We start from the raw sequence: 22767 nt of genomic DNA on the forward strand, positions 1-22767 counted from the left end.
TGTCGAGTGATAGAACAAAACGGAGAGACGGCGGCTCGCTACCAGCAGAACGGGTCTCGCTTACGTCCCGTGGTCCCAGGAGTCCATGTACTCGTGCTGGGTGTCCGTCAGCGAGTCGAACTCGACGCCGTCGGCTGCGAGTTTGATCTCGGCGATCTCCTTGTCGAGTTCGTCCGGCACGTCGTGGACGCCGGCGTCGTAGGCGTCGCCGTTGTCGACGAGTTCGCGCACACAGGCCGCCTGCACGCCGAACGACTGGTCCATAACCTCGACCGGGTGGCCGAGCGAGACCGGCGCGGCGAGATTGACGAGGCGACCCTCAGCGATGACGTTGAGGCGGCGGCCGTCGTCCATCTCGTAGGCTTCGACGCCGTCACGGGCCTCGTAGCGGTCCGTTGCGAGGTCGTTGAGTGCGTCGAGATCGATCTCGATGTCGAAGTGGCCCGCGTTGGCGAGCAGGACGCCGTCTTGCATCTTCTCGAAGTGCTCCTCGACGATGACGTCGCGGTTGCCCGTCGTCGTCAGGAAGACGTCACCGACCTCGGCGGCTTCGGCCATCGGCATGACCTCGTAGCCCTCCATGTGGGCCTCGAGTGCGCGCCGTGGCTCGACCTCGGTAACGATGACGTTCGCGTTCTGGCCCGCAGCCTTCTTCGCGACGCCCTTGCCGCAGTAGCCGTAGCCAGCGACGACGACGTTCTTGCCGGCCCACGAGAGGTTCGTAGTCATTGCGATCGAGGCTAGCGAGGACTCGCCGGTGCCGTGGACGTTGTCGAACAGGCGCTTCATCGGCGTGTCGTTGACGGCGAAGACCGGGTACTCGAGTGCGCCGTCGTCGTCCATCGCGCGCAGACGGTGGACGCCGGTGGTAGTCTCCTCGGCACCGCCGATGATGCCGTCGATGAGTTCGGGGTAGTCTTCGTGGATAGCGGCGACGAGGTCCATGCCGTCGTCGACGGTGATCGTCGGTTCGTGGGCGATGACGGCCTCGATGGCGTCGTAGTACTCCTCGTCGTCGACGCCGCGTTTGGCGTAGCTCGTGATGTTTTCGTGGGCGTCGAGCGCAGCGCTCACGTCGTCGTGAGTCGACAGTGGGTTGCAGCCGGTTACTGCGACCTCGGCACCGCCCTCGGCGAGGGTTTCGACGAGAATTGCGGTTTTCGCTTCGACGTGCATCGCCATCGCGATGCGCTCGCCGTCGAACGGTTTGTCGGCGACGAGCTCCTCGCGGACGGACTCGAGGATGGGCATGTGTTGGGTCGCCCAGTCCATCTTCCGACGGCCGTCCTCGCGGGCCTCGTCGGCGTCGTCCAGCTGTTCGCTGATCGGCGGATAGTCGCTCATACGTTGACTGAGTGCGAGAGGGGCCAAAACCCTACCGAAGCGAGAACGAGAGTTTTGCTGGAGGTGGGCTACATCGGAGCCCCCAATTGCTCGTTCCTGCTGGTGGGGACAGTGCGGAAATCGGGTGAAAACGATGGAGTCTGTCGCGGCGGTTCGTCGGTGGGTGGTTGTGCTGCCGTGATTACTGTGACGGCAGCGACGATGACCACCGCGACTGGTCCTGCGCCCGGCGACGGCGAGCGATTGGTTGGGTGGGGTGCCTCTGAAACACCGTGTGGGTGCCGTCGGCCGGTGGCAGGGTCCGAATGGGGTGGATAGTGGGTGTCAGATTGTCAGATGGTCAGTCAGCGAGTCAACACGCAGGGATGGAACGGGCGTTAGTTGCTGCCGTTGCCGTTCCCGTTCGCATGGCCAGGTGGCCCGCTACTCGAGTTGGTGGCGTCGGCGCTGTCGCCGTCCTCGTCGTCGCCATCACCATCGTCACTGTCGGCGTCAGTGGCCGGGCCAGCGTGGGCTGGTGGGCCCTGGGAGCTGCTGTTGGCGTCGTCACCATCGTCGTCGGCGTTGTCAGGGCCGGCGTGTGCCGGTGGGCCCTGACTGCCGTTTTCGTCGTCACCGCCCGGATCCGCGTGGGCTGGCGGGCCAGCGTGGTCAGGCGCGTTGCCAGGGTTGTTCTCGGTGACGAAGCTCGAAACGAGGTGGCCGAGCGGTCCGTCAGTCTCGTTCTGGTGGTCTGCGACGAACGCCGAAACGAGCGAGCCGAAGTTGCTGTGTTCGGGTTCGTCCTCCTCGGCCTCGTCGCCGACGAGCGTCGCGGTCGTCGAGACCGACTCGTTGCCGACTGCGGCGGCGAACTCGACTTCGATCGATTCGTTGCCTTCGGGGGCGTCGAACGTCCGTTCGCCGCTGACGTTCGTGTACGTGCCTGCAGCCGCGTACGACTGGTTCTCATCGACGGGCTTGACGGTCAAGTTCATCTCGTCAACCGTCGTCTCGTTCTCTGTAACGGTGACGGTCACCGACTCGTCTTGCGAGACCTCGATCGCGAGGCCCGCGTCCGAGTCGTTGACGGCCGGTTCCGCTGCGATGACCGCGCCTGGGAGGGCGACGACGGACAGGAGTAACAGGGCTGCCATCGTCACTGCGGTTGATTGGTGACTACTCATTGCAAGTCGAGACATTCAGAAAGACACGAATAAACCCCGCCGGCAGTTCTGGGTCGTTCGTGTTATTTTGGACCGCATAACACCGCTCGAGAATCGTTTATAACGTTTATCGTCTCTTCTGAGTGTTCAGATTCTGTAAGCGTTCGCGACGGTTCAGGCCTCGGCGCGATCGATGAGCGCCGTCGCGTGTTCGTGTGCTCGCTCGCGAACTGCGTCCTCGTCGAGCGTCGTGACCTCGCGGTCGCGCATGAGCACCTGTCCGTCACAGATCGTGTGGCGAACGTCGGCCGCCGCAATCGCGTAGGCGAGGTGGCTCACCAGGTCGTGGGCCGGCGTCAGGTGTGGTTTCTCGAGATCGACCACTGCAAGGTCGGCGGGCGCGCCGGCTTCCAGTCGGCCGGTGTCGATACCGATCGCGTCCGCGGTCGCGTGGGTGAGCAGTGCCGAGACCGACTCGGCCGAGACCGCGCTCGCGTCCTCGGCTGCGAGTTTGCCGATCATGGCCGCGTCGCGGGCCTCGTCGAGCAGCGACAGGTCGTTGTTCGAGGCCGCGCCGTCGGTGCCGAGGCCGACCGAAACGCCGGCGTCGAGCATCCGCTGGACCGGTGCCATGCCGCTTGCCAGTTTCATGTTCGAAGCCGGGCAGTGGATGACGCTCGTCCCTGCCTCGGCGAGAAGACTGATCTCGCTCTCGTCGACGTGGACGCCGTGGGCGACGAAGTCTTCGGACTCGAGCATGCCCTTCTCCGCAGCGTAGGCGAGCGGGCGCATGCCGTGTTCCTCCATGATCGGCGCGACCTCGTCCGCCGTTTCGTTCGCGTGGTAGTGGATCGGCACGCCCGCTTCCCGCGCTTTCGGGACGAACTCGTCCAGATACTCCTCGCCGACCGTGGTCAGCGAGTGCGGCATGAACGCCGTCGAGATGCGGCCGTCCGCCATCCCGTCGAGGTCGCGTGCAACGTCGATGCTCGTCTGAGCATCCTCACGGGCCGCCTCGTCGTCCGCTGCAACGGTGACGACACCGTGGCCGAGGCGAGCACGGAGCCCTGCCGTTTCGACTGCGTCAGCGATTTCGGGAACTTCGAAGTACATGTCCGCGAAGGCGGTGGTTCCCGATTTGATCATCTCGAGAAGGCCCAGTTCCGCGCCGACGTGAACGTCCTCAGGAGTCAGTTCGGCCTCGGCGGGCCAGATGTCCTCCTGCAGCCAGGCGTCGAGCGTCTTGTCGTCGGCGTAGCCACGCAGCAGCGTCATCGCGACGTGACAGTGGCCGTTGACGAAGCCGGGCGTCACGAGCGCGTTCGCGGCGTCGAGCGTCTCGTCGCCGGCACCCGCGAGGTCGTTGCCGACCTCGAGAATCTCGCCCGCATCCTGGTCGATCAGTACGTCCGCACGCGTCACCGTCGCATCCGGGAGGAGTACCCGCCCGTCTGTGATCGCAAGCGTCGCCATGCCCGACTGTTTCGCAGTCGAGCGTGTTAGCGTGTCGGTTCCGATCATGGGGCGGTGGCGAGCGGACGGACAGGTCGCCAGTCCGAGTTACGAGCGCGTCATGTCTCCCACGGTGAAGTTCCACCCGTCATCGGGGTTCACAGCGCCAATAGCCCTCTCGCTGCCGAATTTCGTACGAGAGGTCCTGCAGAACCCCCTTCGTTTCCTCTGGAACGTTTCCTGGCAGGCCGTCCTCGTGGTACTCGAGTACCACTGTCGGCTCGTGTCTGGCGAGCGTCTCGCGTGCGCCGCGGATCACGGCGGGTGCCATCCCCTCGACGTCGATTTTGATCACGTCGGGAGCCGGCAACGAGTCGGTGAGCACGAGGTCATCGAGACTCGCTACCGGAACGGAGTCCACCTCACGGACCCGTGCCCCCCAGCGCGTGGCGCTCTCGCGGTCGAACGACGACAGCTCTGGATTGCTCGAGCGGTAGAACGGGCTGGTAGTCGGTTCGGGTTCGTCTCCGAGGCCGTACTCGAGTACGGTCACCTGCTCGCCGACATCGTTCAGGTCGACGTTGGCGCGTAGCCGCGCTGCGTTCGTTGGTGAGGGCTCGACGGCGACAAGTCGGCGCTTCGGGGCGGCAGTCGCGAGCGCGAGGGAATACATGCCGACGTTCGCGCCGAGGTCGTAGATGACAGCGGACGGCCCGCAGACGGCGTCGAGTTCGGCGAGCATCGCGTCTGAGCCGTGGCGATTGATGGGTTCGTAACACTGGAACTCGCCGGCTGGCGTTCGGTTCGTCCGCGCGAGCCACCGGTGGTCGTAGTTCAGCCGCGCAAGCCGGTGGTAGGCGCGACCGGCGACCTCGCGTGCGATGGTTGCAGCTCGCGTCGTGACAGAGGGAGAGGCGTGCGAGCCGAGTGTCATTGACGAGACGATGGGGGCCAGCGAGTTGTACCTGCGGGACACGTCTCGGTGTGTGCGAGACCGAGTGCTGGTACGAAGCAACCGAGAAAGAGAACGTGTCAGCCATAGAAACACAGGGGAACCGATACCCGACAGCCCGTTGTACACACCTGCGAATGGAGTCAAGCACTGTCGCCGAACAGATTACGGCGACCGCACTCGAGTCCACCCTCGACCTCGAGTCGCCGCCGACAGTCCGCTCCTGTTGGCGACCAGCCGCGGGGTCGGTGGCAGAGACGTTCGTGGTTGCACTCGAGACGGATGGACTCGAAACGGCCGATAACGGAAATCGGCGAGCGACGGCCGTCCCGGAGCGCGTCGTCTGTAAACTCGGCGGCGCGAGCGTCTGGACCGGCGACGTGATCGAACCGCTGGTACTCGAGCGGGTTAGCGAGTCGTCGTCGCTGCCGGTGCCGGCTGTGATCGCGACGGGGTCGGTCGCTATCGGCGAAGATCACGAACTCGCACACGGCGATCGCTGGGCACTCTACGAGTTTCGCGACGGGCAAAACGCAGGCGAGTGCTATCAGACCCTCGAAGCCAACGCCCGGCGGCGGCTGGTCGCACAGGCCGGCGTAGCCCTCGGCTACCTCCACAGCCTTGGCGAAGGCGACTCAGAACTCGCGTTCGATCGAGTCGGTGGGCTCGCACGCGACTCGGGGGCGGAGAGTCTCGAGTGGACCGAACTCGAGTGCTGGCACGCGCTCGATCCCCCAAGCGGATTCCGTGCGGTACTGCCGGTCCCGCTGGCCGGCGACGACGGCTGTCGCCCGGTGCTCACGCACGGCGATTTCCAGCCGAGCAATTTACTCGTGACGCCGGCAGGCGAGATTACGGCGATTCTCGACTGGGGGAACGCCCACGTCACCCACGCCGAATACGCGCTCGCCAGGGCCGAAGTGCGGTTCGTCGATCTGCACACTCACCGGTTTTCGGGGGCCGAATGCGAGCGACTTCGGACCGTGTTTCGCCGTGGCTACGCCGCTCACGCGACCCTCTCGGACGGGTTTGACGAGCGAGCACTGAGCTATAAGCTGCTATGGGCGCTTCAGTCGGGTGCGAACTACGTTCGAATCGCACGCAGCGCTCACGGCCGGCAACAACTGTGGCGACAGTGTCAACGGCTCCTCGGACGGGACACGACGGCCACGCCGTAGCCAGCCACCCGTCGGACTCGCAGCGAGGGTTGAGGAGGCGGCGGATTTATCCGGACTTTCGTGGAACCATGCCTATGAACGGTGCCGACGAGGGCGGCACGGGTGACGAGTCTCTGACGGACGAACAGTCGTACGCTCGAGACGAAGAGCCGCCATACAGTCGCGAACGAGAGCAAGAGCGCGAGCGTGAGCACGGTAGCAATGGCGTGGAAGAGGGTGAGGGTGAGGGTAAAGGTGAAGACGAACGAATCACCGTCGATCCGTCACTGACGGGCGCTGATTCTGCGGGGGACTCGAGTCGACGCGCAGACACGACACGTGCGGCCACTCCAACCGCACCCGGTGGTCCACCCGGACGGGACCCAGGGAGAGACGGCCCCACACCAGGTGCGAACGCACACCGAAACTGGTTCGGGCTGCTGGTCGGCCTCGCGGTCGCTGCCTTTCTGACGGCTGCGATCACGGTCCTCACACAGGACGCCATCGAACCGGTGCTCGGCGTCACGGCCCTCGGTATCGGCTTCGCCGCGGCGGCGGGCATCGCCCGAACCAGTGCGCCGTGGCTCTTCGAGGCACTGAGTGCCGCATGGGTCGAACACCGCCGCTCGGTCTGGGTCGCCACCGGCATGTTCGCAGTTGGAATCGCCATCGGCATCGCCCTCCTGCTCGCCGGCGTCAACCTGCTCGAAATCGTCGCCGAACTGCTCGAGGAAGAACTGCTGCCCGAACTCGAGGACGAGCAAGCGAACGGGGAACTCGAGTTCACCGCAACGTTCTTCATCCAGAACAACTCGGTGCCGTTCCTCATGGCGATCGGCGGCGCGCTCACGCTCGGCCTGCTCACGGCCTTCATCATGGTGTTCAACGGAATTATCGTGGGCAACGTGAGCGCTGCTGCCGCGGAGATCGCTGGAGTTGACTTCATCCTCGCCGCGCTCGTCCCGCACGGCATCTTCGAACTGCCGGCGCTGTTTCTGGCCGCGGGCGTCGGCTTTCGGCTGCTCTCGCGGTTCGGCCAGCGCGTGCTCGGCTCACGGAATGCGTTTTTCACCCGGCCGTATCTGGTCCGGACTGCGCTGTTCGTCCTCTTCGCCTGGCTGTTGCTCGTCCTCGCCGCGTTCGTCGAGACCTACGTGACGCCGGAGCTACTCGAGGTGCTCTTTGCGGACCTACTCGAGGGACCGGATGATGCGCCGGTGACACCCTAACTGAAGTGTTCACGCGTCGGCTGCCGGAAGTGTGAACGAAAACGTCGATCCCGCTTCGGGGTCGGAGTCCACCCAAATATCGCCTCCGTGGCGTTCGACAACTCGTCGACAGAGTGCGAGGCCAATTCCTGCCCCTTCGTACTCCTCGTGGCTATGGAGTCGCTGGAACACCTCGAAGACCCGGTCTGTCTCTTCGTGATCGATACCGATTCCCTCGTCGCTCACCGAAAGAATCCACTCGTCCTCGTCACGTGTCGCAGAGAGTGTCACTCGGGGATTCTCCTCGCCGCTGTACTGAAGAGCGTTTTCCAGTAGATTCTGGAAGAGTTGACGGAGTTGACTGGCGTCACCGCTGACAGTCGGCAGCGGTTCAGCGGTGATTTCGGCATCAGTTTCGTCGATCCGCACACTGAGGTCCGTCAAGACATCGTCCAGCACTGCGTTGAGGTCGACCGAATCGAAGGACGCCCCCTGTGTTTCGACTCTGGAGTACGCGAGAAGTCCCTCGATCATCGCCTCCATCCGCTCGGCACCGTCAACTGCGAACTCGATGAACGTCTCGGCGTCGTCGTCAAGGTCGTCGCCGTAGCGACTCTCGAGCAGTTGTAGATATCTCGTGACCATCCGTAACGGCTCTTGGAGGTCGTGAGAGGCAACGTGGGCGAACTGCTGGAGGCGCTCGTTAGATTCTTCCAACCGCCGCTGATACTCGTATCGATCAGTGATGTCGAAATGGGCAACAGCGACGTATCTCTGCTCACCGTTCGTGAACGATGCTGCTCGCATGAGGAACCACCGACGTGTGTTGGGAGAGTGACACGGATACTCGAACTCGAAGAGATCTCGGTCGCCCGTTAGAATCTCGGACAACCCGGTGGCAGCTGCTTGTGCTTCCTCCGTGTTCGCCTGTCTGGTGATCGTAAGGTAGTTGGTTCCGATCGTATCCGGTTGCAGTTCGATATCGTTCGCCTCCCCGAACTCCTGCCATGCACGGTTTGTATACAGGATTGTCCCGTCGTCATCGAGGATTGCAAAGTTGATCGGGAGTGTATCCACAGCCGCTGGGATAAGAGCCTCTGGCTCCCGGGCGTTCATATCCGTTTGCAGTTGATTGACGGACATAACGTTGTTCCCAATTCTGGGTGCAAGCACCACCACCCTCTCGAGAACCAATACACGTTTCTACCGTGTGTCCAGACCGCATGACGATTCAGCCGCTATCCGGCAGGAACAGCGAGAGTGACGTGTCGGGTGGCTCAACGCGCCAGTCAGTTTCGACCGAGAAGCGCGTCGAACGGCTTCAATACCGCGAGCCGGTAGTCCTCGTGCGGATCGTAGGTCGCGAACGAGAGACTGTTGGCCATCACGCTCACGCTCGAGGTCGCCATCGCGAGCCCGGCCAGTGCGGGGTTCAACATCCCGAGCGCGGCGATCGGGATGAGCGTCGTGTTGTAGATGAACGCCCAGAAGAGGTTCTGGCGAACCTTCGAGATCGTCGCCTCGGAGATGCGAACGGCCTTGAGCACGTCTGCCGGGTCGTCTCGCATCAGCGTCACGTCGGCCGATTCGATGGCCACGTCGGTCCCCGACCCGATGGCGACGCCGACCTGGGCGGTGGTTAACGCGGGTGCGTCGTTGACGCCGTCGCCGACCATCATCACGCGATTGCCATCGTCCTGCAGCGCCTCGACGTGGTCCGCCTTGTCCACCGGGAGGACCTCCGCGCGGACGTTCTCGGAGGGGATGCCGACCTGTTCGGCGACGGCCTGCGCCGTGCGCTCGTTGTCGCCGGTGAGCATCACGACCTCGGTTCCGCGCTCGTGCAGCGCCGCAACGGTCTCCTTTGCGCTCTCTCGAACCTCGTCTGCGACCGCGAGTACACCGCGAAGTTGCCCGTCGACTGCGACCGCCATCGCCGTCTTCCCCTCGCGCTCGAGTTCGGTCAGCGTGTCCTCGGCCGGCTGGGTGTCGATCCCCTCGTCACGGAGGAGCTTCCGGCGGCCGATCAGGACGCGCCCGCGGTCCGTCTCCGCGCTGACGCCGTGGCCGGGGACGTTCTCGAACTCGCTGACCTCGCCGGCGGTGACGCCGCGTTCCTCGGCACCCTCGACTACCGCGCGGGCGATCGGATGTTCGGAGCCGGATTCGGCGGTCGCCGCCGCGCCGAGGAGAAACGCTTCGAGAGCCTCGTCAGCGTCGGTCTCCGCCTGCTCTGCGAGTGTCCCGCCGTCTGCTGCAGGTTCGCCGCCGTCGGTCGCCGTCGACTCGTTGTCGTTGACGAGTTCAACGTCCGTCAACGTCATCTCACCGTGGGTCAGCGTCCCCGTCTTGTCGAAGACGATCGTGTCGATGCCCCGAACCTGCTCCAGCACGTCACCACCCTTGAACAGGACGCCGTTCGTCGCCGACAGCGTCGAGCCCACCATCGTCGCCGCCGGCGTCGCCAGCCCGAGCGCACAGGGGCAGGCGATCAGCAGCGACGAGGCGAGCACGATCACGGAGAACTCGAGTACCGGCACGCCAGCGCCCCCGGCCGCGGCAACCTCGGGGCCGCCCTGGACGAGTCCCCAGAGCGGGATCATGTCGACGAACGCCGCGAGCGCTTCCGGGAACGCGGCCCAGAGCAGCGCCCAGGCGACAGCGTTGACGATCACGGCGGGGACGAAGTAGGCGCTCACCTTGTCGACCAGCCGCTGAATCTCGGGCTGGCGCGACTGGGCTTCCTTCACCCGGTCGACGAGCTGCTGGATCGCCGTCTCGGAGCCGACTTTCGTCGCCTCCACGAGGAGCACGCCGTTCTCGTTGATCGTCGAGCCGACGACCTCGTCGCCGGCTGCCTTCTCGACCGGAACCGACTCGCCGGTTAGCATGGATTCGTCGACCGCACTCTGGCCGTCGACGACCTCGCCGTCGGTCGGAATCCGCTCGCCCGGTCGGACCTTCATCACGTCGCCGACGGCGACGGTCTCGAGTGGGACCTGCCGCTCCTCGCCGTCTTCAACGACCGTCGCTTCGTCCGCCTCCATCTCCAGCAGTTCGCGCAGCGCATTGCCCGCGCGGGCCTTCGAGCGCACCTCGAGCCAGTTGCCGAGCGTGATGAACCAGAGGATAAACGCGACGGCCTCGAAGTACAGCCCCGCGCCGGCGATGAGCCCGAAGAGGAGCGCCGTACTGTAGACGTAACCCGCGGACGTGCCGAGCGCGACCAGCGTGTCCATGTTCGCCCGCCGGTTGTGCGAGAACGCCCGCCACGCGCCGGCGATGAACTCCTTGCCGAGCGTCGCCATCAGCGCCGTCGCGAGCACGAACTCGAGTAGCCCCAAGATCGGAACCGACGCGATGGCGAGGTCGACCGTCCCGAGATCGGGTAACGACACGAGATCGAACATCGCGAGCATGATCGGCACGAACGGCAGCGTCAGGATGCCGCCGCCGATCACCAGCCGGCGCTGGCGACGAAGCTCTTTCTCGACGGCGCGCTCGCGCTGGCTCGCACCCTGCGTGTCCTCAACCTCGTCGCGGACGGGTTCGTAGCCGGCGTCTTCGATCGCGTCGCGGATATCGGCCAGCGAGATATCGTTCGGGTTGTACTCGACACGTGCTTCGTCCGAGGCGAAGTTTACGTCGGCCCGAATTACGCCGGGGAGGTCGCAGACGGCGTCGCTCACCGTGCCCGAACAGGTGGAGCAGGACATTCCCATCACGGTGAGCGTCTCAGTGACCGAAGCGGCCTCGTAGCCGGCGTCCGCGATAGCCTCGTATATTTCAGCCAGCGAGGTCTTGGCTGGATCGTACTCGACGGTTCCCTCGTCCGTCGCGTAGTTGGCGTTGCCCGCGTCCACGCCGTCGAGGTCGGCGACCGCGTCCTCGACGGCTCCCGAGCACGTCGAACACGACATGCCCGTGATCTCGAGGTGGGCCCGTCTGGTAGTCATGGCTAGTCGTACGGGCTACACATTCAAGCGGATTGTGCCTTTGAAAAGACGACTCGTTCAACCATGGACTTTCGAAAGTAAACCTGGGATCGGATTAGGAGTCGGCTACGAAAGTGGCACGGCCCGAGCGGGTGTGCGAGACCGACGTGTACTCGAGTCCCGACTGCACCGTCCGTGGAAACGCACCCCATCACACTGGCGGTTCGAGTGATCACTCACAACTCGAGTATCCAGCGCGGGAAGCGAGCACAACAACGGCTGATGGAGATGAAAAGACAATTCCCCGCTGGGCCCCAACACGCCGTAAATGCGAATCGCCGTTCCCAACAAGGGCCGCCTGCACGAGCCGACGATCGACCTTCTCGAGCGGGCCGGTCTCCATCTCGAGAACGGTGCCGACCGACAGCTCTACGCCGACACCGTCGATCCCGAGGTCTCAGTGCTGTTCGCCCGCGCCGCCGACATTCCGGAGTACGTCGCCGACGGCGCGGCCGACATGGGAATCACCGGCTACGACCAGGTCCGGGAAGCGCAAGTCGAGGACGTCGCAGAACTGCTCGATCTCGAGTTTGGGACCTGCCGACTCGTCCTCGCCGCACCGGAAGACGACGAAATCGAGACCGTCGAGGATCTCGCCGACAAGACCGTCGCGACGGAGTTCCCGAACATTACCCGCGAGTTCTTCGCCGAGCGCGGCCTCGAGCCGACCGTCGTCGAAGTATCCGGCGCGACCGAGTTAACGCCACACGTCGAGATTTCGGACGCCATCGTCGACATCACGAGCACCGGCACGACGCTGAAGATGAATCGACTGGCCGTCGTCGAGGAGGTACTCTCGAGTTCCGTCCGCCTGTTCGCCCGGGAAGACGTGCGCGAGGAATCGAAAGTCGAGGAGGTCCGGACCGCGCTGGCGTCGGTGAAGCAGGCCGAGGGCAAGCGCTACCTGATGATGAACGTGCCCGAGGAGCGACTCGACGACGTACGTGATGTGATTCCGGGGATGGGCGGCCCGACGGTGATGGACATCGCGAACGGCGGCGAGAAGGTCGCGGTTCACGCGGTGGTCAACGAGGGAGACGTGTTCGAGACGATTACGGATGTCAAGCAGGCCGGCGCGAGCGATATTCTGGTGACGGAAATCGAACGGTTAGTCGAGTGAGGGTCGCGGGTACTGTTTTCGCTGGTACCGCCAGCTGGCGGTATGCCAACCGTTGTGAGTTACGACAGTACTTCTTCTCGGTACTCGGCCACCACCGGACGCGTCGTCTCGAACGACTGGCCGTCTAGTTCGTACGTGACCGACACCGAGTCCGGCGTCGCCGCCACCAGTTTCTCGGGATCGAGTCGCGTACCAGCGACCAGTTCACCATCCTCGCCGATGACAGTCCTGGCCGACACCGTCGGCCGACGGTTGCTCGGTTCACGGTTCACCCCGACAGGACGGCTGATATCGTCGATGCCGAGCGCTTCTGAAACGTGCGCTGAGGCCGCTTTCGAGGCAATCTCGTTGGCACGTATGTACTTCCAGCGATTCCAGGACGTAGTGGTGAACGTGAGGTCGCGTTTTGGCGGTTCCTCGTCCCGATCTTCGTACGCTTCTGGATCGACGGCACTCGAGGGCCCTTTCGACTGAACGTATTTCACCTCGGAGTCAGCGGCTGTCTCGTCTGTGTCTGCCGGAAGATACTCGACCCACGGATCCCACTCAGTCCGCTCAGCTGAGAGTGACTCGGCCGTGCCGCGTTCGGTGTGGCGCTCGACGACGGTGGCGGTGGGCATGGGTTCCGTGGACTCGGCCACGTCTGCGGACCCATCGTCCGAACCGGGCTCGTCGTGTTCGCTCGCGGACTCTATCATCGCGTCCAGACAGCCGACTGTCGTCGTCGGAACGGAGACAGCTGCCGTCGCGAGGAGAGTGCGGCGGTCAGTCGGCATCCGACAGCGTCACCACGAGCTGGTCGTCGACGCCGACGATCGCGCCCGCAGAGATTCGAAGGTCGCCCTCCGGCGTCCGCGGAATGTGTCTGAGTTCGCCAGCTGACCGGTCCGTAGCGACGAGAACCGATTCTAACCGGCCAGTCTGTGGATTCATCGTCAGGTTCCGGACGGTGCCGAGCTGGCGGCCATCCGCACTACACACCGGCTTTTCCGTCAGGGTACTCGCAAGGATCGGGGACATACCACCAGTATCGCGGTTCTCATAAATAAAAACACGTGACTGTTATGTCACGTCGCACGCAGTCGTCGAGACCGAGCAGTGGAGCGTGGAACGCGAAACGTGAATCAAGACACCGCCGAACCGTCGTTCACGTATCTCAACACTTTTGAATTACGCTCCGAATGAGAGGCCTATGCCCTCCGCTCACGCGTCCCTGAAGGTTCGGATGGTCGCAGCGATCCTCGGCCTGGTACTCGTCACGGCAGCGTTCCTCGCCGGTGTCTGGGCCGTCTTCTACGGCATCTTCACCTTCCTCGACATCGTGTTCGCCGCGCAGTACGCCGCCGGCATCACCATCATCACGCTGCTGGCGATCGGCTATCTCGAGTACACCCAACTCGAGACGATCGAGCGACTCGCGGACGCCCATCCGATCGACGAGGAGGCGGCCCCAGAGCTGTACCGGACGACGACGCGGGTTGCGGCCCAGTTAGATGTCCCCGTTCCGACGATCGCCGTCTCGGACCGCGATGCGCCGGAGGCGCTGGTTGTCGGCTTTCGACCGGAAAACATGCACCTCGTGCTCTCACTGGGGACGATCAAATCGGTCGGCGGTGCGAACAGCGACGAACTCGAGGCCGTGATTGCTCACGAACTTGCTCACGTTGCAAACCGGGACGCAATGGTTATGACGGTCGTCTCCCTCCCCGTTGTGCTCGCCGACGGCCTGAGTTCACGGATCGCCGAGATCGAGGATCCCGGCTGGCTCGCGATTTTCACGGTGCCGCTCGGGTTCCTCTCAGCCGGCGTGTTAGTCGTCGGACGGACGATCACGAGCCACCTCTCGCGTGCCAGAGAGCGAGCCGCGGATCGGGCGGCTGCGGAAGTGACCGGGTCGCCCGCCGCGCTTGCGAACGCCCTCCGGCGGCTGGATCGGGAGGTTGCGGAGACGCCGACGACGGATCTCCGTGACGTCTCTGGTGTCTCGTCGCTGTCGATCATCCCGCTGGAGCCAGCGGAACTCGAGAAGGTCATGCTCGGTCCGGACGGCGACCGGGAGCCGGCCTACTGGGAACTCACGAAGCGGCTGCACCGACTCGAGCGCCGGCTGTTCGGGACACATCCGCCGACGGAATCACGACTCGAAGCGCTGGCTGCTCAGGAACGTGAGCACGAACGCGAACGTGCACAGAGACAGCTGCAAGAGGCCGAATAAGTGGCAAACGCGGCCACCCGAAGTCAGCAGGAGTTACGTCTCGTTTCGGATGGACTCGAGTACCCCGCCGTAGGTGAGAGCCACCGAGAGGACGACGGCGGCGACCAGCAGCGGTGCGGCATAGCGCAGGAGGGAGAACGGATCCGGCGGGGACGCGAAGCCCGCGATGACGAGCGCGAGTGTACACAGGAGCGCGAGTGTTCGTGCGAAGTGGTCGTGGGAGGCCATCGGCGGTGTTCGTGGAGTGCTCCTATCAATACATATAGCTGCTTCTCCGTAGGCGGACGAGACGGCGACCACCACCCAGACTGAACAGGAGATAGGCATCTACACAGACTGAACAGGACACGGACACACCGCAGCGATACCACTATGATCGTTGGGAGCTAACAATACGCATGCCAGAACACGTACTTGTGCCGATCGATCGGTCGGAACAATCACGGACAGCGCTGGCGTTCGCCGTCGATGAACATCCGGACGCGACGATCACGCTGCTTCACATCATCGACCTCGGGAATCTCACGAAGTACGGCGACGAGGGCTACTTCTTCAGCGACGACTTCGTCGACCAACTGCGCCAGCGCGGTCGCGAACTCCTCGACGAGAATCGAACGCAGGCGAGAGAGCGCGTTGACGGGATCAAAATCGAGACCGAACTCAGAATGGGATCACCAGCACGGACGATTACGGAGTACGTCGACACTCACGACGTCGACCACGTCGTCATGGGAAGCCACGGTCGCCACGGCGTGAGTCGCGTGTTGATCGGCAGCGTCGCCGAGACAGTGACGCGCCGGTCGCCCGTACCGGTGACGATCGTCAGGTGAGTTCCAGGTACCAGTACCGAGTATCAAGAGCCGCTGATGTCGGTGATAGACACTTGGTGAACTCCCAAGCGGCAGTTCAATCGCGTTAGTCGTCCACCGGCGGCCACTCCCACGCGTCGGCCCGTACGACACCGAGGAGCCTTCGCCGACGCTCGGCGTGGTCCTCGAGTGCCGCCTCGAATTCGTCGTCCGAAACGGTCGGGATGTCGTCCTCGCGCAGGCGGTCGAGTTCCGGCGCGGGCGGGGCCTGCGCTGCCGGCTCGATAAACGCCGTCTCTAACGTCTCGAGATAGCCGTCGACGCTCGAGCGCGCGTCCGCAACCAGCGTCGGATTCGGCTGGTCCTCGTCTGGAATACCGTGTCGAAAGAGCGTGAGCGACTCGTCCAGAATTGGAACCGCAACCGCCGAGGCCTGGGCCGACTGCTCGCTGTGGTAGTAGTGCAAGATCGGGTAGGACTTGTGTTGCTCCGCGAGGAGACTGAGCTGTGTGGCGAGGGACTCGAGTGGAAGATCTAGCCCGGCGAACGGATCACCAGCGTTGGGGTGAGAATGGGCGCCCGTATTGCTGCCGCCGTCAGTGACCGCCCCGGTCGGACCACTGGAGCCAGTCGAGCCGCCCCGCCCGCTGCCGTCAGGCGAATTGCCGGTCCATCCGGTTCTGACGAGCGACTCGCTCCGGTCGCCCAGGCCCGTCACGTCGCTCGCAAACGAGCGCTTTTCGGAGACTGCGCCGAGCACCGAGAGCACGTAGGAGACCGCGAGCGTGACGAACGCCATCCCCGTCGCCGTCGTCGCGGCGCTGACGAGTTCCCAGGTCGCGCTGGTCGGCGTGTAGTCGCCGTTGCCGCTCGTAAACATCGTGTAAGCCACGTAGTAGAGTCGCCCTGGCCAGGTCGCGGGGTCGCCGGTGTGGGTGTTGACCAGCGCAGTCGACCCGCCGGCGAAGAGGAACGCCCAGCCGAGCCAGAGCAGCCCGATCCACATGACGAGCGTGCACGCGAGAATCAGCGGCCCGGCAACGCTGAGCGCCCGGGAGCGCTCCCGTGCGACGAATCGAAGTCCGCGCCAGACGCCCGTCGTCAGACGGCCTGAAAGTGGACCGGAGCCACCGTCGACCCAGAGGGTCGTCCAGAAGAGGTCGATAATGACGGCGATCAACAACACGATTCCGACGACGAGAAACAGCGGTTGCATGGATTCGGGCAGTGCCTACAACGCCCTACGGTGTCAACGATGGCCCGGCGACGGACGACCCGATTTTGTATGCCCGGCACTCGCGTCCGGGACGCGCGAGCGCTGTTTGCGATACCGGAGACGCACCCGGAAAACGGACAGATACGTCTCTGAGGAACGCAACAGTCGGAGAACTGAGAGCAGAGAGTGCCGAGCGCAAAACCGCAAACTGCGAACCGCGAACCGCGAACGCAAACCGCAGACACCGCAAAGAGAGATCATCAGCGAGCGCGAACCGGAACCGATTCCAGCCGTTACTCGAGTAGACCGAGATCTTCGAGTCGGGAAACGATCTTGTCGACGGCGTGTTCGGCGTCTTCGGGCTTCTTGCCGCCGGTGATGACGAGCTTCCCCGAGCCGAACAGCAGTGCGACGACTTCTGGGTCGTCGAGGCGGTAGACGAGGCCAGGGAACTGCTCTGGCTCGTACTCGATGTTCTCCAGTCCCAGCCCGATCGCGATAGCGTTCAGGTTGAGGTTGCGGCCGAGGTCGGCCGAGGTGACGATGTTCTGGACGACGATTTCGGGGTCCTCGTTGACCTGGATCTGGAGTTCACGGAGCTTGTCGAAGACGATACGGAGGCTCTCGTGGACGTCGTCAGTGCTCTTTGCGCCGGTGCAGACGATCTTTCCGGAACGGAAGATCAGTGCTGCAGACTTGGGATTCTGGGTGCGGTAGACGAGACCGGGGAACTGCTCGGGGTCGTAGTCGGCCCCCTCGAGGTCCATTGCGACGCTCTGGAGGTCGAGTTCCTGTCCGATGCCGGTCGACGCCACCACGTTTTCGATGTTGATGGTGTCCTTCGGATCCGTCATAAGTCGCTTAAAAAGACGTATTTAAGGTTTATAAAGGTTGGTACCGACACCTGATATATCCGGTTTATTGAGTCCGGAAGCCCTGAGGCGGCCGATTTGCGGACGGAGCAGCCGACGGCGTCGGCGAAAACGGTAGGCTCATACCGTCCCCGCGGTGACGAACGACCATGTATTTCCTCGAGCTCGGCGGCGAGGACGACGCGTTTGCGGCCCGCGAAGCGGCGAGCGCCGCGAGCGACGTCCGCCGAATCGCACCCGGGCTCGCCACCGCCCGCGGCATCGACCCGTCGCGCGTCCGCGGACTCGCCTACACCCACCGCGCGAGCGAACTGCTCGGGCGGACCGACGCGGATCTCGCGAGCGCGCAGGCACTGCTGGAGGCCGCGGAAGCGGGACGTGGACTCGAGTGCGCCCCAGCCAACGCAGAAATGACGGTCGCCGTTCGTGCAACGGATGTCCACGGTGCGACCGGAGTCGACACCGCGAAAGTTGAGCGCGAACTCGGGCAGGTGTTGGTCGACCGCGGCTTCGGTGTCGACCTCGACGAGCCGGACCGGGTGTTGCGGGCGGTGTTTTCGGCCGGTGGCAGTGGAAACGGTGACGACGCCGACAGCGACAACGACGGTGACAGCCACAGCGACGGCGACACTGTCTGCGCCCTCGGCTGGCTCGCCGCCGAAAGCGTTCGGGACTTCGGCACCCGCGCACCGACAGACAAACCCTTCTTCCAGCCCGGCAGCATGGACCCGCTGCTCGCCCGCGCGGTCGCAAACATCGCCGGCGCACGACCCGGCCACACCCTTCTGGATCCGATGTGTGGCACCGGCGGCGTTCTCGTCGAGGCCGGTCTCGTCGGCGCGGACGTGATCGGGACCGACGCGCAGGCGAAGATGGCCGAAGGCGCTCAGAAGAACCTGATCCATTTCCTGGATCGAGACGAGCCGTCCCCAACTGGCATCGAACGCGGCTCCTGGCACGTCGGCCGCGGCGACGGCACCCGCCTCCCGCTCGCGGACGACGCCGTCGACGGCGTCGTCTTCGACGCACCCTACGGCCGCCAGTCCAAGGTCGACACCCACCGGCTCGAGGACCTCGTCGCCGGTGCGCTCTCGGAAGCCCGCCGCGTCGCCTCCCGCGCTGTCGTCGTCGCCGACCGCTCGTGGCAGGACGAAGCCGCGGCTGCTGGATGGGAGCTCGAGTCCGTCTTCGAGCGACGAGTGCATCGCTCGCTGACGCGGTACGTGCTTGTACTCGAGTAGGAGCGCCAGCAACGGCGACGTGTCGGTTCGGTCACGAAGTCAGTGGAGGCCGGGTCATCAACCAGGCCGAAATCACGAACGCCACCGATCCGCCGTAGCAGCGACGAGACCGGCGGCAACCGCGCCGAGCCAGGCGCTGAGCGCGATCACAATGTCGGTATCGTCCTGGGAGATGTCGAACACGCCCCAGAGGACGAACGCCGCGAGCCAGGTCGTCAGTCCGAACCGCCAGACGTGGGTGTACTCGAGACGGTCCGATCGGAGCACCACCAGTCCGACGAGGATCCCGGGGACGAGTGCGAGGAGACTCAGTTGGACGGGCAAGAGCACGGCGTCGACGAAGATGCCGAGCAGCGCGGCGGTCGGAATCGCGAGCAAGATCGCACAGCCGACGACGACGCCGAGTTCCTCGAGTCGATCCGCGAGTGCCATACCGGCCGCTCGAACGGGGCGGAAAAGAGAATACCGGTTCGAGTGCGGGACGTGCCGACAGCGGACTCGGTTACGATGTACTCGTACGGATCGGTGGAGCGTCTCAGTAGTCCGCCGCGATCGCACGCTCTCGAAGCTGTTCCCCCTCCTCCGTTTCCGCGGATAGCTCGGGCACCGGAACCGGCGTATCGTCCTCGTCGATCGCGACGAACGTGAACGAGGACGCAGTCGTCCGCTCGGTCTCGCCACTGCGGGGTTCCTCGCGCCAGGCTCGGAGCGCAACGTGGACGCTCGTCCGGCCGGCATCGTAGACGTAGGCCTCAACGAGTGCGGTGTCGCCGATCCGGATCGGACGCTCGAAGTCGAGTTCGTTCACTCGCGCGGTGACGCAGGTCTCGCCGGCAAACCGCATCGCCGACATCGCGCCGACCTCATCGAGCCACTTCATCAAGTTGCCGCCGTGGAGTGTGGCGTTGTTATTCGCGTGATTCGGCTGGACGCGAAAGCGATTTCGGATACGAGTATCGAGAACAGTGGGCATGTGCCAGAATTTAGTCGGAGTGACGATAAATCCTGCCGGGTCCACCCGCTTTGGACGCTGTTTCGGCGACCTCACGGAAAAGCCGCTCTGGGTCGCGGACCAACGGTTTCTGAGTGCCGACACTGGGTTCGACTCCTGCGTTATCAACGGTCTTGTACCCGTCTCTGTCGGTCTCGCGTTTGTGCCGATTCAACTCGACGCCGTCTTGCGGTTCATCGGCGGCAGTTGGTAAATTAGTCGTCACTCTCAGCAGTGCTGTTCATACCTGGATCCGTGTTCTCGGTCTGTGACTCATCGATCGCCTCCACCCCGCTGTCGACGCTGACGCCTTCCCAGTCGTGGTCCGAGTGGTAGCCTTCACGTTCCTTCGCGCTGGGTGCAACGCGGATGAACTCCGCCTTCTCGCGCGCGTTCTGGATCGTATGGCCGCCACAGTAGGAGAGACCAGACTGAATACCAGCACAGAATTCATCGACGACATCGGTGACTGTGCCTTTGTACGGCGTTAATGCTTCTACCCCCTCATCAGCCCGAACATTGTTGTCTTTGTCCTCACGCTTCTTGCCAGCAGCCGTCGTCGCCATTCCACGCGAGCGCTTGTACCGATCCCCGTCAATCTCGACCACTGCTCCAGGCGCTTCCTCGGTGCCAGCAAAAAGGCTGCCAAGCATTACCGTGTTTGCGCCAGCCATCAGCGCCTTCACGGCATCGCCAGATGTGCGGATGCCACCATCCGCACAGATGGTAATGTCCAGGTCATCAGCCGCTGTCGCGCAGTCATCAACAGCAGTCAACTGGGGGACACCAGCACCAGCGACCTTTCGAGTAGTACAGTGAGATCCAGGCCCGATACCAACTTTCACACAGTCAGCACCGGCGGCTGCAAGATCTTCAACTCCCGCTGGAGTAGCAACATTGCCAGCAATGAGATCGATACTGGGGAACGCTTCCCGGAGAGCTTCCACCGCGGTGAGTGTTCGTTCGAGGTGGCCGTGAGCCACATCGATTACGAGTGCGTCAACGCCACTTTCAATCACAGTAGAACTGCGCTCAATGTAGTCCTCGTTAATACCGACGGCAGCACACACCTGTTCACCCGCGGCTTTCACCTGTTCGATCTGCTCGGCCTGTTCAGCAGGCGTGAGAAACCGATGAAGCACACCGATCCCACCAGCACGAGAGAGTTCGATCGCGAGAGTCGCCTCTGTAACCGTATCCATGGCGGCGGAAACCAATGGATTGGCCAGTTCAATGCTTGGTGTGAGGGGCGTCGAAAGGGAAACATTGCTGCGGCTATCGACTGGCGAGCGTTTCGGGACAAGGAGCACGTCACCGTAGCTCAGTCCAGTGCGGAGATCGTTCATACCGTTACATGACAGGGAGTCTTTGCTAATTAAACCTTCTCCCCCAATCCGGCGCTGTTCAGAGTGAACCGTCTCGAGGGGAACAGGGCGCGGTGAATCGCCAGACCAGGGACGATTTCACGGAACCTCGTATGTGACATCCTCCCACGACTGAAGTCGTGGGCTTCCCACCGCGCCGCAGCAGTTGAGTTGGGTGTTTGCAGGTTTGCAACCCGTCGTCACGCACAGAGTTGGAATCTCTGAACGCGACCCGTTTGGCTTGGAGCGAATTGCTGGCGGTGCCACGCCGCCGGTACTCCTATCCTTGGCCTGTTCAACCGCGCCGTTTTGATTCCGGTTGGGTCGAAACGGGGCGTCAGCGGACTCAGAGTTACTTGTGTTGCTTGCTTAAATCCCGGCGCTTAGTTTTTGATCCCGCATGGGGCACACGCCGTTTCCGGCGTGGGCGGACACGTGAACCGCCAGTTTTCGGGCTGTCGATTCGAAGGGTTCGTAACCTTCGAACCGATGGTACACGTTACGAAGCCAATCCGTGTAACTGTTTCTTTCAGACTCGGGTGGCGCGTATCTCACGACTAAAGTCGTGGGTTTTGCGCCTGCTCCGTCGATAAACAGGACCGCTCAGTGAGACGCGCTCAGGTGTCCCGGCCTAACTCCGCCAGCAGGTGCGAGACGTGAATCCGATCGCTCGAGCCCTCGTGCATCTCGAACTCGATATCCGCGGCGAGTCGGTGCATTCGCGCCAGTTTCTCACCCTGGTACCGCTTTCGAGAGAGCCGTAGAATCGAGTCGAGGACTTCCTCGCCGTCAAGTCCCTCGTCGACGAGCAGGTCGTCTAAGGTCTTTCGGGCGTCGGTGAACTCGCCGGCTTCCGCGTCGTCGAGCATCGACTCGATTTCGTCGTCCAGCCCGACCTCGCCGATCGTCTCGTAGGCCGCACTCATCGTGAGTTCGCCCGCGTTCTCGACCGTCGTCTGGGCTGCGAGAATCGCCTGCCGGAGGTTGCCGTTCGCATAGCCCGCGACGAACTCGAGTCCGTCCGGTTCGTAGTCGACCTCCTCGGTCTCGACGATGCGCTCGAGGACGGTGACGGTCTCCGCGCTGCTCGGCGAGCGAAAGGAAACGGGGAAACAGCGCGAGCGGATCGGCGGGATGAGTTTCGTCGGCTGGCGGGTCGCGATGATAAACTGCGTCGTCCGGTGGTGTTGCTCCATGATCCGGCGCAGGGCTTGCTGGAAGTCCTCCCGAACATCCTCGGCGTTGTCGAGCAGGATTGTCTTGTAGTCGCCGGAGACGGAGGCGTAGCTCGCGGACTCTTTGAGGACGTGGTTGATCATGTCTCGCTTCGACATCGAGGAACGACCGACGAGGAACTGCGCGAAGCGCGGGTCGTTCTTGATCTCGGTTTTCGTCCGCCCGAAGAAGTCGGCGACGTTGATCTCGATCAGGTCGTTGTCGGGGTCAGCGTGTGCGTCGCGGGCGAGTGCGCGCGCTGCTGCCGTCTTGCCGCTGCCGGGTGGCCCCTGTAAGAGGAGATTAATCGGTTCGTCGACGGCCCGCTCTAGGTACTCACGGGCGTCGTCCTGTGGCAACTCGGCCAACTCGGGGGCGTGCGTGTCGGTCCACAGCGGCGCGTCCATCGGCGGATGATAGGGACGGGACGGGTAAGAATCGGTCGGTTACAGTCGGTTGCACGCCGTGACC

Annotated in this window: 21 protein-coding genes; 6 read left to right on the forward strand and 15 right to left on the reverse strand. The window is 63.7% G+C overall.

Annotation, left to right across the window (positions count from 1 at the left end; genetic code table 11):
- Nucleotides 1–60 precede the first annotated feature (60 nt).
- From BBD46_RS19875 to BBD46_RS19890, 4 genes are all read right to left on the reverse strand, one after another.
- On the reverse strand, nucleotides 61–1344 hold the full coding sequence (locus BBD46_RS19875; protein WP_071403399.1) for an adenosylhomocysteinase: 1284 nt from the start codon (nucleotides 1342–1344) through the stop codon (nucleotides 61–63).
- Between the two features lie 377 nt (nucleotides 1345–1721).
- The gene (locus tag BBD46_RS19880; RefSeq protein WP_071403400.1) at nucleotides 1722–2480 is read right to left on the reverse strand and encodes a hypothetical protein; all 759 of its coding nucleotides are present in this window, start codon (nucleotides 2478–2480) and stop codon (nucleotides 1722–1724) included.
- A 183-nt stretch (nucleotides 2481–2663) separates the two neighbouring features.
- Nucleotides 2664–3962: an amidohydrolase gene (locus BBD46_RS19885; protein WP_071403646.1), complete on the reverse strand. Its 1299-nt coding sequence runs from the start codon at nucleotides 3960–3962 to the stop codon at nucleotides 2664–2666.
- A gap of 127 nt (nucleotides 3963–4089) precedes the next feature.
- On the reverse strand, nucleotides 4090–4875 hold the full coding sequence (locus BBD46_RS19890; RefSeq protein ID WP_084777832.1) for an FkbM family methyltransferase: 786 nt from the start codon (nucleotides 4873–4875) through the stop codon (nucleotides 4090–4092).
- A 155-nt stretch (nucleotides 4876–5030) separates the two neighbouring features.
- Between BBD46_RS19890 and BBD46_RS19895 the strand changes: the two genes are divergently transcribed.
- Complete coding sequence (locus BBD46_RS19895; RefSeq protein WP_071403401.1) at nucleotides 5031–6071, forward strand: phosphotransferase family protein; 1041 nt, start codon at nucleotides 5031–5033, stop codon at nucleotides 6069–6071.
- A gap of 74 nt (nucleotides 6072–6145) precedes the next feature.
- Nucleotides 6146–7279 (forward strand): stage II sporulation protein M, encoded by a 1134-nt coding sequence (locus tag BBD46_RS19900; protein ID WP_071403402.1) that lies wholly within the window; start codon nucleotides 6146–6148, stop codon nucleotides 7277–7279.
- Nucleotides 7280–7288: 9 nt separating this feature from the next.
- Here the strand turns inward: BBD46_RS19900 and BBD46_RS19905 are convergent, their stop codons facing one another.
- Entirely contained in the window at nucleotides 7289–8374 is a 1086-nt protein-coding gene (locus BBD46_RS19905) for a PAS domain-containing sensor histidine kinase (protein ID WP_071403403.1), read from the reverse strand.
- Nucleotides 8375–8547: 173 nt separating this feature from the next.
- Nucleotides 8548–11214 carry a heavy metal translocating P-type ATPase gene (locus BBD46_RS19910; RefSeq protein ID WP_071403404.1) on the reverse strand — a complete coding sequence of 889 codons (2667 nt, stop codon included), beginning with the start codon at nucleotides 11212–11214 and terminating at the stop codon, nucleotides 8548–8550.
- A gap of 307 nt (nucleotides 11215–11521) precedes the next feature.
- Between BBD46_RS19910 and hisG the strand changes: the two genes are divergently transcribed.
- Nucleotides 11522–12373, forward strand: a complete 852-nt coding sequence (gene hisG, locus BBD46_RS19915; protein ID WP_071403405.1) for an ATP phosphoribosyltransferase — start codon at nucleotides 11522–11524, stop codon at nucleotides 12371–12373.
- A 59-nt stretch (nucleotides 12374–12432) separates the two neighbouring features.
- On the opposite strand, the gene BBD46_RS19920 is transcribed toward hisG, so the two are convergent.
- Together BBD46_RS19920 and BBD46_RS19925 are read right to left on the reverse strand one after the other, a co-directional pair.
- On the reverse strand, nucleotides 12433–13149 hold the full coding sequence (locus BBD46_RS19920) for a hypothetical protein (RefSeq protein WP_071403406.1): 717 nt from the start codon (nucleotides 13147–13149) through the stop codon (nucleotides 12433–12435).
- Complete coding sequence (locus BBD46_RS19925; protein ID WP_071403407.1) at nucleotides 13139–13393, reverse strand: PRC-barrel domain-containing protein; 255 nt, start codon at nucleotides 13391–13393, stop codon at nucleotides 13139–13141. The genes BBD46_RS19920 and BBD46_RS19925 overlap by 11 nt, the downstream gene beginning before the upstream one ends.
- A gap of 172 nt (nucleotides 13394–13565) precedes the next feature.
- Between BBD46_RS19925 and BBD46_RS19930 the strand changes: the two genes are divergently transcribed.
- Nucleotides 13566–14588, forward strand: coding sequence for a M48 family metalloprotease (locus BBD46_RS19930; RefSeq protein WP_071403408.1), 1023 nt, complete (start codon nucleotides 13566–13568; stop codon nucleotides 14586–14588).
- A 33-nt stretch (nucleotides 14589–14621) separates the two neighbouring features.
- On the opposite strand, the gene BBD46_RS19935 is transcribed toward BBD46_RS19930, so the two are convergent.
- Nucleotides 14622–14816, reverse strand: a complete 195-nt coding sequence (locus tag BBD46_RS19935; RefSeq protein ID WP_071403409.1) for a DUF7534 family protein — start codon at nucleotides 14814–14816, stop codon at nucleotides 14622–14624.
- Between the two features lie 170 nt (nucleotides 14817–14986).
- Here BBD46_RS19935 and BBD46_RS19940 point away from each other — a divergent pair, with 170 nt between their 5' ends.
- Complete coding sequence (locus BBD46_RS19940) at nucleotides 14987–15418, forward strand: universal stress protein (protein WP_071403410.1); 432 nt, start codon at nucleotides 14987–14989, stop codon at nucleotides 15416–15418.
- A gap of 85 nt (nucleotides 15419–15503) precedes the next feature.
- On the opposite strand, the gene BBD46_RS19945 is transcribed toward BBD46_RS19940, so the two are convergent.
- Both BBD46_RS19945 and BBD46_RS19950 read right to left on the reverse strand, forming a co-directional pair.
- Nucleotides 15504–16613 (reverse strand): potassium channel family protein, encoded by a 1110-nt coding sequence (locus tag BBD46_RS19945; protein ID WP_071403411.1) that lies wholly within the window; start codon nucleotides 16611–16613, stop codon nucleotides 15504–15506.
- A gap of 293 nt (nucleotides 16614–16906) precedes the next feature.
- Nucleotides 16907–17467: a TATA-box-binding protein gene (locus BBD46_RS19950; RefSeq protein WP_004267580.1), complete on the reverse strand. Its 561-nt coding sequence runs from the start codon at nucleotides 17465–17467 to the stop codon at nucleotides 16907–16909.
- A gap of 167 nt (nucleotides 17468–17634) precedes the next feature.
- Here BBD46_RS19950 and BBD46_RS19955 point away from each other — a divergent pair, with 167 nt between their 5' ends.
- Nucleotides 17635–18726: an RNA methyltransferase gene (locus BBD46_RS19955; protein ID WP_071403412.1), complete on the forward strand. Its 1092-nt coding sequence runs from the start codon at nucleotides 17635–17637 to the stop codon at nucleotides 18724–18726.
- Nucleotides 18727–18798: 72 nt separating this feature from the next.
- Here the strand turns inward: BBD46_RS19955 and BBD46_RS19960 are convergent, their stop codons facing one another.
- From BBD46_RS19960 to BBD46_RS19980, 4 genes are all read right to left on the reverse strand, one after another.
- Complete coding sequence (locus tag BBD46_RS19960) at nucleotides 18799–19158, reverse strand: hypothetical protein (protein ID WP_071403413.1); 360 nt, start codon at nucleotides 19156–19158, stop codon at nucleotides 18799–18801.
- Nucleotides 19159–19261: 103 nt separating this feature from the next.
- Nucleotides 19262–19699, reverse strand: coding sequence for an acyl-CoA thioesterase (locus tag BBD46_RS19965; RefSeq protein ID WP_071403414.1), 438 nt, complete (start codon nucleotides 19697–19699; stop codon nucleotides 19262–19264).
- A 233-nt stretch (nucleotides 19700–19932) separates the two neighbouring features.
- Nucleotides 19933–21063, reverse strand: coding sequence for a guanosine monophosphate reductase (locus BBD46_RS19975; RefSeq protein ID WP_006653342.1), 1131 nt, complete (start codon nucleotides 21061–21063; stop codon nucleotides 19933–19935).
- A 635-nt stretch (nucleotides 21064–21698) separates the two neighbouring features.
- The gene (locus BBD46_RS19980) at nucleotides 21699–22703 is read right to left on the reverse strand and encodes an AAA family ATPase (protein ID WP_071403416.1); all 1005 of its coding nucleotides are present in this window, start codon (nucleotides 22701–22703) and stop codon (nucleotides 21699–21701) included.
- Between the last annotated feature and the right edge of the window lie 64 nt (nucleotides 22704–22767).

Origin of the sequence: Natrialba sp. SSL1, from assembly GCF_001861355.1 — an archaeon.
In the GTDB taxonomy this organism is placed as follows: Archaea; Halobacteriota; Halobacteria; order Halobacteriales; family Natrialbaceae; genus Natrialba.

Bases quoted from the DNA above. Each gene is read 5' to 3' on its own strand.
- BBD46_RS19875 (WP_071403399.1), bottom strand. From the start codon at position 1,344: ATGAGCGACTATCCGCCGATCAGCGAACAGCTGGACGACGCCGACGAG.
- BBD46_RS19880 (WP_071403400.1), bottom strand. From the start codon at position 2,480: ATGGCAGCCCTGTTACTCCTGTCCGTCGTCGCCCTCCCAGGCGCGGTC.
- BBD46_RS19885 (WP_071403646.1), bottom strand. From the start codon at position 3,962: ATGGCGACGCTTGCGATCACAGACGGGCGGGTACTCCTCCCGGATGCG.
- BBD46_RS19890 (WP_084777832.1), bottom strand. From the start codon at position 4,875: ATGACACTCGGCTCGCACGCCTCTCCCTCTGTCACGACGCGAGCTGCA.
- BBD46_RS19895 (WP_071403401.1), top strand. From the start codon at position 5,031: ATGGAGTCAAGCACTGTCGCCGAACAGATTACGGCGACCGCACTCGAG.
- BBD46_RS19900 (WP_071403402.1), top strand. From the start codon at position 6,146: ATGAACGGTGCCGACGAGGGCGGCACGGGTGACGAGTCTCTGACGGAC.
- BBD46_RS19905 (WP_071403403.1), bottom strand. From the start codon at position 8,374: ATGAACGCCCGGGAGCCAGAGGCTCTTATCCCAGCGGCTGTGGATACA.
- BBD46_RS19910 (WP_071403404.1), bottom strand. From the start codon at position 11,214: ATGACTACCAGACGGGCCCACCTCGAGATCACGGGCATGTCGTGTTCG.
- hisG (WP_071403405.1), top strand. From the start codon at position 11,522: ATGCGAATCGCCGTTCCCAACAAGGGCCGCCTGCACGAGCCGACGATC.
- BBD46_RS19920 (WP_071403406.1), bottom strand. From the start codon at position 13,149: ATGCCGACTGACCGCCGCACTCTCCTCGCGACGGCAGCTGTCTCCGTT.
- BBD46_RS19925 (WP_071403407.1), bottom strand. From the start codon at position 13,393: ATGTCCCCGATCCTTGCGAGTACCCTGACGGAAAAGCCGGTGTGTAGT.
- BBD46_RS19930 (WP_071403408.1), top strand. From the start codon at position 13,566: ATGCCCTCCGCTCACGCGTCCCTGAAGGTTCGGATGGTCGCAGCGATC.
- BBD46_RS19935 (WP_071403409.1), bottom strand. From the start codon at position 14,816: ATGGCCTCCCACGACCACTTCGCACGAACACTCGCGCTCCTGTGTACA.
- BBD46_RS19940 (WP_071403410.1), top strand. From the start codon at position 14,987: ATGCCAGAACACGTACTTGTGCCGATCGATCGGTCGGAACAATCACGG.
- BBD46_RS19945 (WP_071403411.1), bottom strand. From the start codon at position 16,613: ATGCAACCGCTGTTTCTCGTCGTCGGAATCGTGTTGTTGATCGCCGTC.
- BBD46_RS19950 (WP_004267580.1), bottom strand. From the start codon at position 17,467: ATGACGGATCCGAAGGACACCATCAACATCGAAAACGTGGTGGCGTCG.
- BBD46_RS19955 (WP_071403412.1), top strand. From the start codon at position 17,635: ATGTATTTCCTCGAGCTCGGCGGCGAGGACGACGCGTTTGCGGCCCGC.
- BBD46_RS19960 (WP_071403413.1), bottom strand. From the start codon at position 19,158: ATGGCACTCGCGGATCGACTCGAGGAACTCGGCGTCGTCGTCGGCTGT.
- BBD46_RS19965 (WP_071403414.1), bottom strand. From the start codon at position 19,699: ATGCCCACTGTTCTCGATACTCGTATCCGAAATCGCTTTCGCGTCCAG.
- BBD46_RS19975 (WP_006653342.1), bottom strand. From the start codon at position 21,063: ATGAACGATCTCCGCACTGGACTGAGCTACGGTGACGTGCTCCTTGTC.
- BBD46_RS19980 (WP_071403416.1), bottom strand. From the start codon at position 22,703: ATGGACGCGCCGCTGTGGACCGACACGCACGCCCCCGAGTTGGCCGAG.